General features: G+C 45.6%; 10 protein-coding genes and 3 tRNA genes. 12 read left to right on the top strand and 1 reads right to left on the bottom strand.

Going from position 1 to position 10,831, the window contains the following annotated elements; translation table 11 throughout:
• Nucleotides 1–328: 328 nt before the first annotated feature.
• Nucleotides 329–1,003, bottom strand: coding sequence for a ribonuclease T (gene rnt / locus COW15_RS04745; protein ID WP_293630478.1), 675 nt, complete (start codon nucleotides 1,001–1,003; stop codon nucleotides 329–331).
• 142 nt (nucleotides 1,004–1,145) lie between these two features.
• Between rnt and motY the strand changes: the two genes are divergently transcribed.
• From motY to COW15_RS04685, 12 genes are all read left to right on the top strand, one after another.
• On the top strand, nucleotides 1,146–2,015 hold the full coding sequence (gene motY, locus COW15_RS04740; RefSeq protein ID WP_293630477.1) for a flagellar protein MotY: 870 nt from the start codon (nucleotides 1,146–1,148) through the stop codon (nucleotides 2,013–2,015).
• 717 nt (nucleotides 2,016–2,732) lie between these two features.
• Entirely contained in the window at nucleotides 2,733–4,916 is a 2,184-nt protein-coding gene (locus tag COW15_RS04735) for a prolyl oligopeptidase family serine peptidase (protein ID WP_293630476.1), read from the top strand.
• Between the two features lie 170 nt (nucleotides 4,917–5,086).
• Nucleotides 5,087–5,488 carry a tol-pal system-associated acyl-CoA thioesterase gene (ybgC, locus tag COW15_RS04730; protein WP_293630474.1) on the top strand — a complete coding sequence of 134 codons (402 nt, stop codon included), beginning with the start codon at nucleotides 5,087–5,089 and terminating at the stop codon, nucleotides 5,486–5,488.
• Nucleotides 5,478–6,164: a protein TolQ gene (gene tolQ, locus COW15_RS04725; RefSeq protein ID WP_007648938.1), complete on the top strand. Its 687-nt coding sequence runs from the start codon at nucleotides 5,478–5,480 to the stop codon at nucleotides 6,162–6,164. Before ybgC ends, tolQ begins: the two co-directional genes overlap by 11 nt.
• On the top strand, nucleotides 6,164–6,598 hold the full coding sequence (gene tolR, locus COW15_RS04720) for a protein TolR (RefSeq protein ID WP_293630469.1): 435 nt from the start codon (nucleotides 6,164–6,166) through the stop codon (nucleotides 6,596–6,598). Before tolQ ends, tolR begins: the two co-directional genes overlap by 1 nt.
• Nucleotides 6,599–7,588, top strand: coding sequence for a cell envelope integrity protein TolA (gene tolA / locus COW15_RS04715; protein ID WP_293630467.1), 990 nt, complete (start codon nucleotides 6,599–6,601; stop codon nucleotides 7,586–7,588).
• Between the two features lie 9 nt (nucleotides 7,589–7,597).
• Nucleotides 7,598–8,926, top strand: coding sequence for a Tol-Pal system beta propeller repeat protein TolB (tolB, locus tag COW15_RS04710; RefSeq protein WP_293630466.1), 1,329 nt, complete (start codon nucleotides 7,598–7,600; stop codon nucleotides 8,924–8,926).
• A 46-nt stretch (nucleotides 8,927–8,972) separates the two neighbouring features.
• Nucleotides 8,973–9,506, top strand: coding sequence for a peptidoglycan-associated lipoprotein Pal (gene pal / locus COW15_RS04705; protein ID WP_293630465.1), 534 nt, complete (start codon nucleotides 8,973–8,975; stop codon nucleotides 9,504–9,506).
• A 24-nt stretch (nucleotides 9,507–9,530) separates the two neighbouring features.
• A complete protein-coding gene (gene ybgF, locus COW15_RS04700; protein ID WP_293630464.1) occupies nucleotides 9,531–10,283 on the top strand; it encodes a tol-pal system protein YbgF in 753 nt (250 codons plus the stop codon).
• Between the two features lie 142 nt (nucleotides 10,284–10,425).
• A tRNA-Lys gene (locus COW15_RS04695) sits at nucleotides 10,426–10,501 on the top strand.
• A gap of 54 nt (nucleotides 10,502–10,555) precedes the next feature.
• A tRNA-Lys gene (locus COW15_RS04690) sits at nucleotides 10,556–10,631 on the top strand.
• A 37-nt stretch (nucleotides 10,632–10,668) separates the two neighbouring features.
• Nucleotides 10,669–10,758: transfer RNA gene (locus COW15_RS04685), tRNA-Lys, on the top strand.
• Nucleotides 10,759–10,831: the final 73 nt, after the last annotated feature.

Genomic DNA, 10,831 nt, shown 5'->3' with positions numbered 1-10,831 from the left:
TTTAATGCACCGGTCTTGAAAACCGGCGTGGGTTTATAGCCCACCCAGGGTTCAAATCCCTGCTCCTCCGCCATATTCAGTCAAAAGGCCGCTAATTTATTTAGCGGCTTTTTGCATTTTAGCTATTTGAACCCTTGGGCTCCTCATTCGAATCGCAGCTCCTGCGTCATATTTCACGGAAAAGGCTATCAGCAATGATAGCCTTTTTTGTTTAAAGAATTTGAACCCAGGGTTCCTAATTCGAAACACAGCTCCTGTGCCATATTAAGTCAAAAAGCCGCTAATAAATTAGCGGCTTTTTGAGGCGTTAAAGAGTTGCTTGGAGCTACTACTCGTTATCTGTTTCAGCCTTATTGTCTTGGGTGTCCTGTGGGAGTAGAGGCCAACCACCTAACCTCTTCCAGCGATTGACTATGTAGCAAAAGAGTTCCGCAGTACGTTCGGTATCATATAGGGCGCTGTGAGCTTCTTTATTATCAAAGGGAATACCAGCCATCATACATGCCTTAGCGAGCACAGTATGGCCAATGGCAAGTCCGGCCAATGTAGCTGTATCGAAGGTGGCAAAGGGATGAAAGGGGGAGCGTTTTAAGTCGCAGCGCTCAATGGCTTTACTCACAAACCCATGGTCGAAGGCGGCATTATGCGCCACTATGATGCAGCGATGACAATCAGAGGCTTTTTGGGCCTTTTTCACCGCTTTAAAAATCTCTAAAAACGCTTCTTTTTCACTGACAGCGCCACGTAATGGGTTGTTAGGGTCGATACCATTAAAGGCCAAGGCTGCGGGTTCTAAATTTGCCCCTTCAAATGGTTCTATATGAAAGTGCAAGGTTTTATCTATTCCGAGTACACCCTCGTCATCCATTTTTAACAGGGTGACGGCTATTTCCAGCAACGCATCGGTTTGAGAGTTGAAGCCCGCGGTTTCGACATCAATCACTACGGGAAAGTAGCCCCGAAATCGGTGTTTCAATTTATTCGCGTCGCAAATGTCGCTCATTAAAGTACCCAAGAAAATTTACAGGGCGCTATTATGCTTAATGTGCTCGGGTGTGTCATGCTTGATTGGTGGTTTTATGCGCTAAAGGAACGAAAAAGTTTGCCGATAAAGCCATGTAACCGAATAAACATGAGTATAGGCAATGTGGCGAAAACTGATATTAGTATCAATTTTATGCGTTCCAGCAACTGCAATGGCAGAGTTGCGCCACTATGTGGCCTCTTTAGGTGAGTCCCAATGGCGTGTGAGTGAGAACACTCCCATTGTTTGCCGCCTCGAGCACGATATCCCATCCTATGGTAAAGCGATTTTTACTAGTGAGGCCGGTAAGCAGCTCAATCTGAATTTTACCTTAGATATGTGGGTTAAACCTGATCAGGTCACCAATGCGACTTTGATGAGCCGTGCACCCAAATGGCGCCCTGGTGTGGTTTCTAAGGAGATCACTTCACTGCGTTATCAAAAATATTTTAATGGTGAAGTGCCTAAACGTGCCGCATGGTCGATGTTGGCGGAGTTGAGTCGAGGAATGGAGCCGACCTTTTACTATGCCGATTGGTATAACGATTCCAATAAGATTGCGGTTGGGCTCTCTGCTGCAAATTTTGGCCGCAAATATGCTGAATTTAAGGCGTGTTTATCCCATTTATTGCCCTATAGCTTTGAAGATATCGCCTTTACTGTGCTTAATTATGACGAAGGTGGCACAGATTTAACCCGTTTTTCTAAACAACAGTTAGCTCGAGTTCAAGAATACCTGGCTTATGATCCTGAGGTCGAGTTAGTACTGGTGGATGCGTATACCGATAGTTATGGTGGTCGTTCAGTAAACCAAAAAGTATCGGATAAACGGGCGGAATCGGTAAAAGAATTCTTTGTTGCCAGCGGCATTCCCCAAGACAGGATCGTTACCGTAGGACATGGCGAACGCCGCCATGTGGCTTCTAACGATGATATGGAAGAAAGAGCACTTAACCGCCGTGTTGTGATACGGATCAGCAAGCCTTTGTAGTACTTATTTAATTTGTGTGTTTAATTCAAATGGTTTAGCCCTTTCAGTTTGGCTCAGATTTCATCGCATTAGCGAGCATTAGGATGATGAGTTTTTCTTATTTGTGGCGTTAATGAACGGTGAACCGTTAAGCGCTAAGAAAATTACAGTGGGGTGAAGGCTCTGATATCGAAGGGGATTAAAGCCGATGGTTGTAATAAGCATGGTTGTGCAAGCGCGGGGTGTGTTTGAAATGAATAAAAAAAAGCCCGCTTAATCTAAGCGGGCCGCAAAAAATAATGTATTTGCAATCAACAAATTGAAGGAAGGAAGTCAAGCATAAGAACCAGAGATGAACTGCCGTGTTGGGAACACACCAGTTTAAAAGTTCTTTGTTTTCCATATCTGCAAGCAGATATCTGCTGAAAACGAGCACATTTTATGGTGAACTCTGCTGTAAAACAAACGAGAAAAATTGCCCGTAAACATTAGTAATTCTAATGGGCATTAAGGTGATCTATATCACTTAAGTCACTATTAACCTTGATTAATAAGTTATCAGTCACTATTAGTGCATAACAATACACTTCAATAGGCTTGTCCTTGCTGCCATTTTGTTAAATCCACTACACAAGTAAAAAATCATCATATTAAGTTACGCCATTGCCATGGGATTTTTTACTTGTATAGTACTTGCTGAAAAGGCCTTAAGCCCGAAACCACGAGAAGGATAATAAGATGGCATTCAGATTTCACCTTGCAAAACAAGGTTTGTTAGTGGCCACATTGGGAATGGCACTCGGTGCCTGCCAAAGTGGTAATGCACCAGAAGAAGCCTCCGCGCAGCAAGTTAGCGCAAACAAATTAGTTTACCCTGAGACGAGAAAAGATGAATTAGTTGAAACTATTCATGGCGTGGCGGTGGCGGATCCTTATCGTCACCTTGAAGAAAACACCCCAGAAACGGAAAACTGGGTAAAAGAACAGCAAGTGTTTGGTCAAGCTTATTTAGCTAAAATTCCCAATAAGCAAGCCGTCGTAGACCGTATCACACAATTATGGAACTACGAGAAGATCTCAGCTCCCTTCGAGAATGGGGATAATCAGTTTTACTACCGCAATGATGGTTTACAAGCGCAATCGGTACTCTATGTAAAAGGCAAGGATGACGTTGAGAAACCCGTCTTGGACCCCAATACCTTATCTGCCGATGGTACAGTGGCACTTTCTGGCGTATCGGTCAGCAATGACGGTAAGATCTTAGCTTACGGAGTCTCTAACTCGGGCTCCGATTGGCAGCAATGGCAGTTTATTGATATTGCGACGGGTAAGAAGCTTGCCGATGAGCTGAAATGGATTAAGTTCTCCAGTGCGGTGTGGGATAAAGAAAACCAAGGGGTGTTTTATGCCCGTTATGATGCCCCTGCGGGTGGGGATGTCTTAGCCGATGTTAATTTTAATCAAAAAGTGTATTACCATAAATTAGGCACAGATCAACGCCAAGATTTATTGATTTACGAACGCCCACAGAATAAAGATTGGGGCTTTGGTATCGATGTCTCTGAGCAGGGCGAATATTTATTATTATCGATTTCTCAAGGCACAGATAAGCGTAATCGTTTCTTCTATAAATCCTTATTTGAGCCTAAATCACAAGTGATGGAATTGATCCTCAACTTAGAGGCTGAATATGAATTTTTAGGTAACGATGGTACGGTTTTCTATTTTAAAACCGACTTAGATGCGCCCAATGGTAAAGTGATTGCCATTGATACCCGTAATAGCGATAAATCCCAATGGCAAACGATTATTCCCGAGTCTAAAGATCCGATTAATAATGTTGCCATGATTAATGACCATTTAGTCGTGAGTTATTTACACGATGTACTGGGGCAATTATCGATTTACAGTATGGGCGGGCAGAAGCGTCAAGACGTCGCATTACCAGGTTTGGGTAATGTGGCCGGGCCCTTTGGTAAGGCGAGTAAAGACTACTTCTATTATGTCTTTAACAGCTATATTCAACCGGAAACCACCTATAAATTTGATTTTAAGACCTCAGAGTCAACGGTGTTTGCTAAACCTCAGGTGTCCTTTAACCCCGATGATTATGTATCTGAGCAAGTGTTCTATATCAGCAAAGACGGCACGCGCGTGCCTATGATGCTGTCCTATAAAAAAGGCTTAGTGAAAAATGGTCAAAATCCGACGCTGCTTTATGCCTATGGCGGTTTTGCGATTTCGATGACACCTCGTTTCAGTCCTGCCAACATTGCTTGGTTAGATATGGGGGGCATTTATGCCGTCCCAAGCCTACGTGGAGGCGCCGATTACGGTGAAAGCTGGCACCAAGCGGGGATGTTCGACAAAAAACAAAATGTGTTCGATGACTATTTTGCCGCCGCCGAATATCTGGTGAACGAAAAATACACCAACAACACTAAGCTTGGCGCCTATGGTCGCAGTAACGGTGGTTTGCTGATGGGTGCGGCACTGACGCAACGTCCTGAGCTGTTTGCTGCCGTATTACCGGCGGTGGGGGTGCTCGATATGTTGCGTTTCCATAAGTTTACCATTGGCTGGGCATGGACCAGCGAATACGGCAGTGCCGATAAGGCGGAGCAATTCCCCGCATTGCTGGCCTATTCGCCCTACCACAATGTAAAAACACAGGCTTATCCTGCGACTATGGTGATGACCGCCGATCACGATGATCGTGTGGTACCGCTACACAGTTTCAAGTTTGCGGCCATGCTTCAGGAGAAGCAGCGGGGCGATAAACCTGTGATTATGCGCATCGAGTCCAATGCTGGCCACGGCGCGGGTAAGCCTACGGCGATGAAGATCGATGAATTTGCCGATATCTACAGTTTCCTGTGGCAAAGCTTTGGTCTGACATTACCGCAAACCCTCGCAAAATAGCGAACTATGTTAATGAAATGGGGTCCTTTGACCCCATTGTTTTTCACAAATGTTCAAATACACCTGAAACCCGTGCTATCCCTACCTATATCTTCGTCGGGTCATTCACAAGTCTTGTTTCCCTAGGTATAGTAAGCGTCAATTTTTCAACCAAAATTTGCTTATTCCAAATGACGTTTTATTGGCCCATTTCTGTCTATTACGAAGACACCGACGCTGGTGGTGTTGTCTATCATTCGAACTACCTCAATTTTTTCGAACGTGCGCGAACCGAGTGGTTAAAGGCCCTAGGCGTAAGTCAGACAGCATTGTTAGCCGATGATACCGCGTTTGTTGTTAAGCGGGCGGAACTCGAGTTTAGAAAAGCCGCGCGTTTTGAACAGAACCTTATTGTAGAAACTAAGGTCATAGAGTTGAAAAAGGCCTCGTTGGTATTTCATCAACGTTTGGTTGATCATCAGGGAAACTGTTATTGTGAAGGCACTGTGCTTGTGGCCTGTGTTGCTTTATCACGTATGCGTCCCCGAGCTATTCCCTTAAATATTGTGCAGGAGTTTGACAGTGCAAGCTGATATGTCGATTGTTGGGTTATTTTTACAAGCCAGTTTATTAGTGAAATTTGTGATGTTCACTTTACTTTGCTTGTCGGTGATGTCTTGGACGGTGATTTTACAACGCCGCAGTTTATTGACATCCGCAAAAAGTAAATCGGCAAAATTTGAAGATAAATTTTGGTCAGGTGTCGATTTAAACCGCCTATATAAAGAATTATCGGCGCGCCCGGATAATACGGGCTTAGAATCATTATTTGTTACCGGTTTTAAAGAATATTCACGCCTGAATAAATTAAATAGCAAAGTACCCGATGCGGTAATGGATGGGACTTCGCGGGCGATGCGCGTGACTCTATCCCGCGAATTAGAAAAGTTAGAGGCCAACTTACCTTTATTAGCCACAATAGGTTCAACTAGCCCTTATATTGGTTTATTTGGTACGGTATGGGGAATTATGAACTCATTTATCGCTATCGGCTCGATGGAAAACGCGACCTTAGCTATGGTTGCCCCCGGTATTGCTGAAGCCTTGATTGCAACGGCTATGGGTCTATTTGCAGCGATCCCTGCGGTTATCGCCTATAACCGTTTCTCGACTCAGGTCGATAAATTGGAAATGGCCTACGCCAACTTTATGGAAGAGTTCTCCAGCATCCTGCATCGCCAAGCATACAGTGAGAAGGAAGGGGCATAATGCAACCAGCTTATCAGCGCAAACGTCGTCGCCCCGTTGCCGAAATCAACGTGGTGCCCTATATCGACGTCATGCTAGTGCTGCTCATTATTTTTATGGTAACAGCGCCGATAGTCACCCAAGGGGTCAAAGTAGAACTGCCCCAGGGAGCGGCGGAAGTGTTACCCGCGGACAGCAAACCGCCCGTGGTGGCATCCATTGATGGCGACGGTACTTATTACCTCAATAAAGGTGGTTCGACCAATATAGAAATGGATTTGGAAGAATTGGCGACTGAAGTTGCTGCGATCATTGTGACTGAGCCAGAGCGCCCAGTCGTGGTTAAGGCCGATAGAAATATTCCCTACGATAAAGTGATCCAGTTAATGGTAACTTTGCAAGGTGCTGGTGTGCCATCAGTCGGTTTGATGACGGATTCACCCAAGGAGAAATAGGTGGCGGATAATTCAAATCTTGCATTACCTCTGTCAATTTCAGCAGGTATTCATATTGGCGTGATAATTATTCTGGCCATTGGCATAGATTTCACCCATAAACCTGTGCAAGTGCAACAAGTTAGCGCACCCGCAGTCCAAGCCGTTATGGTTGACCAACAGAAAGTGGCTAACCAGGTGGAAAAACTGAAACAGGAAAAGCGCGAGACAGAGCGGCGCGAGCGCGAGCGACAAGCAGAGCTTGAGCGTAAAGCGCAGGAGGCAAAGCAAGCACGTGAGCGTGAACAAGCCCAGATTAAAAAACTAGAGCAAGAACGCAAACAGCAGGAAATTGAAACCCAAAAGGCAAATGAGGCCGCTAAAGTCGCCCAAGTGAAGCAGCAGCAGGAAAAGGAAAAAGCGCAAAAGGCGGAAGCCGACCGCAAGTTGAAGGAACAAGAGCGTAAAGAGGCTGAAGACGCAGCGCAAAAAGCGGCTGAAAAACGTAAAGCCGAAGAAGCGGCAGCAGCCAAAGCTGAAACCGAGCGTAAGCAGAAGGAAGAAGCGGAACGCAAGAAAAAAGCAGAAGCCGATCGCAAGCTAAAGGAAGAGGCAGAGCGTAAACGTAAAGCCGATGCAGAAGCTAAAGCCCTGGCCCAGCAGGAGCAGGAAATGGCCGATGCGTTAGCAGCGGAACAGGCGGCGCTGTCACAAACCATGAATAAACAGATGCAAAGCGAAGTCGGAAAATATACCGCCATGATTAAATCGACAATTCAGCGTAGCTTAGTTGTAGATGAGTCGATGCGTGGTAAAAGCTGTAAAGTGTCGGTGCGCTTAGCTAACGATGGTTTTGTGATCAGCAGTCAAACGGAAGGTGGCGATCCTAATGTTTGCCGTGCGACCAAAGCGGCGATTCAAAAGGCGGGTAAATTGCCTGTTTCCTCGGATCCTGCGGTTTATAACTTGATGAAAGAAATTAACTTAATCGTTGAACCAACGTTTAATTAAAGGAGTCCCATGAAAATTTTGGCAAAATGGTTAGCATTGGTGGTTCTGCTTTGTACCACCCCCGCAAAAGCGGCATTGGATATAGTGATCACCGAAGGGGTCGATGCGGCTCGTCCGATTGCCGTGATGCCTTTCGTATGGCAAGGCGCTGGCGCACCACCACAGGCGATTGCCGATGTAGTGATGTCTGACTTAGTGCGTAGCGGTACGTTTAAACCTTTAGACGAGCTAGGTTTTCCCCAACGTAATATCGGGGCATTGGCTCAGTTTCAAGCGAATGCTTGGGCTAGCGTAGGCGCCGAAGCGTTAGTATTAGGATCGGTTAAACCCTATGGTACAGACCAATTCTTGGTTAGCTTCGATTTAATCGACTTAGTCAAGGCACAAAATCAAGCCCTGAAGGGCCCAGTGAGTGCAACTGAGTTTTTGATGGACAGTCGACAAACTGTGATCTCTGCGGCCCAATTTCGCCAATATGGACACAGAATTAGCGATATTGTCTATGAAAAGTTGACGGGTATTCGTGGCGCATTCTTAACTCGAGTCTCCTACGTGGTGGTCAATCATACACAGAAAGCGCCTTATCAGTTGATGATCGCTGATTATGATGGTTACAACGAACAGATGTTACTCCGCTCACCCGAGCCGTTAATGTCTCCGACTTGGTCACCCGATGGCCGTCGTTTAGCCTATGTGAGTTTTGAGAACAAGAAAGCGGAGATCTTCGTTCAGGATCTGTACACTCAAGTGCGTACTAAAGTGAGCAGCTTCCCAGGCATCAACGGCGCACCAGCGTTTTCCCCCGATGGTAAGTCACTGGCAGTGACGCTATCAAAGGATGGTCAACCTGAGATCTACGTAATTGATATCGCGACTAAAGCCATCAAACGTATTACTAACCACTATGCAATTGATACTGAACCTTCTTGGTTTCCAGATGGTAAATCCTTGCTATTTACCTCTGAGCGCGGTGGTAAACCCCAGTTATATCGCGTAGATTTAAATTCAGGCAAAGTCACCCGTGAAACCTTTGAAGGTGAATGGAATTTGGGTGGTTCTATTACCCCTGATGGACGTAGCATGATTTTCGTCAATCGCACGAATGGTAAATTTAATATTGCGCGCATGGATCTGAATACGCGCTTTATGCAGGTGCTAACATCGACACGCTTGGATGAATCTCCCAGTGTGGCCCCTAATGGTACTATGGTGATTTATGGCACTACCTACCAAGGCAAGCAAGTTTTAGCAGCTGTTTCTACGGACGGACGTTTTAAAGCCAGATTACCGGCAGGTCAGGGTGAGGTGAAATCACCTTCCTGGTCTCCGTTTCTCTAATGTATTACCTTGATTTATTAACATTTAATTTTATAAGGAACACGTAATGGATCTGAACAAGTTGTTAAAAGCTATGTTGGTAGCACTTCCAATTATGGCTATTAGTGCATGTAGCTCAACTTCTGAATCAGAAACTGATGCAATGGGCTCGACAAGTGGTTCTGGTAGCGAACTGAATGGTGGCGTTCAAACCGGTGGTGTTGGCGCTATGTTGTCACCAGAAGAGCAACAACGTCAGCAATTGGAAGAGTTGAGAAGAGAGCACATCATTTACTTCGACTTCGACCGCAGTGAAGTTCAAACCGAATTTGCCGCCGTATTAGAAGCCCACGGTACTTACTTAGTTGAGCACCCAAGTGTGCGTGTGTTGATTGAAGGCCACGCCGATGAACGTGGTACGCCTGAGTACAACATTGCCCTAGGTGAGCGTCGTGCTAAAGCTGTGGCTAAATATCTGCAAGGTATGGGCGTACAGCCAAGCCAAATGAGTATCGTGAGCTATGGTGAAGAGAAGCCATTAGACTTCTCTCGCACCGATGAAGGTTTTGGTAAAAACCGTCGCGCAGTTTTAGTTTACTAAGATTGAATTACGGAGAGTAACACCATGAAACGTGCCGTCTTAATTACGGCAATGTTCCTTGGTGCAGGTGCTGCGGTTGCAGCACCTGCGCCGGTGGAGGATATTGCTGGTGGTTCAGGTGATGACAGACTCGCTCGTTTAGAGCGCATAGTTAAATCGAGACAACAAAGCGAACTTGATATGCAGCGTCGTCTGGATACTCTGCAGCAGGAAGTTCTCGACTTACGTGGTTTAACCGAACAACAAAACTACCAAATAGAGCAGATGCAGCAACGCCAGCGTCAGCTTTACGATGAAATTGCCAATTTATCTTCCAAAGCCGCTGCCACACCAGCCGCTACAACCTCCACAACACCAGCCGCTGTTGCAGCTACCGCTAATGCGGCGGCCAGTAGCTTAAGTGAAACGGCAAGCTATGAAAGCGCCGTCAACTTAGTGTTGAAAGAGCGTCGGTATGACGATGCTATTCCAGCATTCCGAGCCTTCATTAAGCAATATCCTGATTCAGTCTATGCGGCAAATGCCAACTACTGGTTAGGGCAATTGCTATTTAATAAGAGTGAATTTGCGGAAGCGAAGCAAGCCTTTAATACTGTGGTGGTGCGTTTTAGCGACTCAAATAAACGTGGCGATAGTTTAGTGAAGCTTGGCATGATTGCAGAGAAAACGGGTGACAAAGCGGGTGCTATCCAATACTACCAACAAGTTGTGAAAGACTACGCAAATAGCGCAGCGGCACGGATCGCTCAGCAGCAATTGGCCGCAATGAAAGCCTAATTAACTAAAAAACATACTCTTAGTCTGTTTTTCATGCAAACGACAAAAAATTGGGAATTTGCGCTTGCATGGGAAAATGAAAAAGGTATTATAGGCGCCCTCAGAGCGGCAAGGCCGTTAGGGGCGCAAAATACCAGTAAATGGGTCGTTAGCTCAGTCGGTAGAGCAGTTGGCTTTTAACCAATTGGTCGAAGGTTCGAATCCTTCACGACCCACCACTTACTCTAGGAAATAGAATAAGTTAGTGGTATTTAAAGTGTAGTAAATTAGATGGGTCGTTAGCTCAGTCGGTAGAGCAGTTGGCTTTTAACCAATTGGTCGAAGGTTCGAATCCTTCACGACCCACCACTTTACTGAAAGTGTATAAATCAGCGCAACACTAGATGGGTCGTTAGCTCAGTCGCTTTTTTATAAAGCTAGGGCAGTTGGCTTTTAACCAATCAGTCGAATGGTTTTAATCCTTCACGATTCTCCACTTTACTGAAAGTGTATAAATCAGCGCAACACTAGATGGGTCGTTAGCTCAGTCGGTAGAGCAGTTGGCTTTT

Origin of the sequence: Shewanella sp. CG12_big_fil_rev_8_21_14_0_65_47_15, from assembly GCF_002783505.1 — a bacterium.
In the GTDB taxonomy this organism is placed as follows: domain Bacteria; phylum Pseudomonadota; class Gammaproteobacteria; order Enterobacterales; family Shewanellaceae; genus Shewanella.
This window is presented reverse-complemented; position numbering and strand designations above follow the sequence as displayed.

Coding starts and splice junctions, on each gene's coding strand:
- rnt (WP_293630478.1), bottom strand. CDS start 1,003: ATGAGCGACATTTGCGACGCGAATAAATTGAAACACCGATTTCGGGGC.
- motY (WP_293630477.1), top strand. CDS start 1,146: ATGTGGCGAAAACTGATATTAGTATCAATTTTATGCGTTCCAGCAACT.
- pal (WP_293630465.1), top strand. CDS start 8,973: ATGGATCTGAACAAGTTGTTAAAAGCTATGTTGGTAGCACTTCCAATT.
- COW15_RS04735 (WP_293630476.1), top strand. CDS start 2,733: ATGGCATTCAGATTTCACCTTGCAAAACAAGGTTTGTTAGTGGCCACA.
- ybgF (WP_293630464.1), top strand. CDS start 9,531: ATGAAACGTGCCGTCTTAATTACGGCAATGTTCCTTGGTGCAGGTGCT.
- ybgC (WP_293630474.1), top strand. CDS start 5,087: ATGACGTTTTATTGGCCCATTTCTGTCTATTACGAAGACACCGACGCT.
- tolR (WP_293630469.1), top strand. CDS start 6,164: ATGCAACCAGCTTATCAGCGCAAACGTCGTCGCCCCGTTGCCGAAATC.
- tolB (WP_293630466.1), top strand. CDS start 7,598: ATGAAAATTTTGGCAAAATGGTTAGCATTGGTGGTTCTGCTTTGTACC.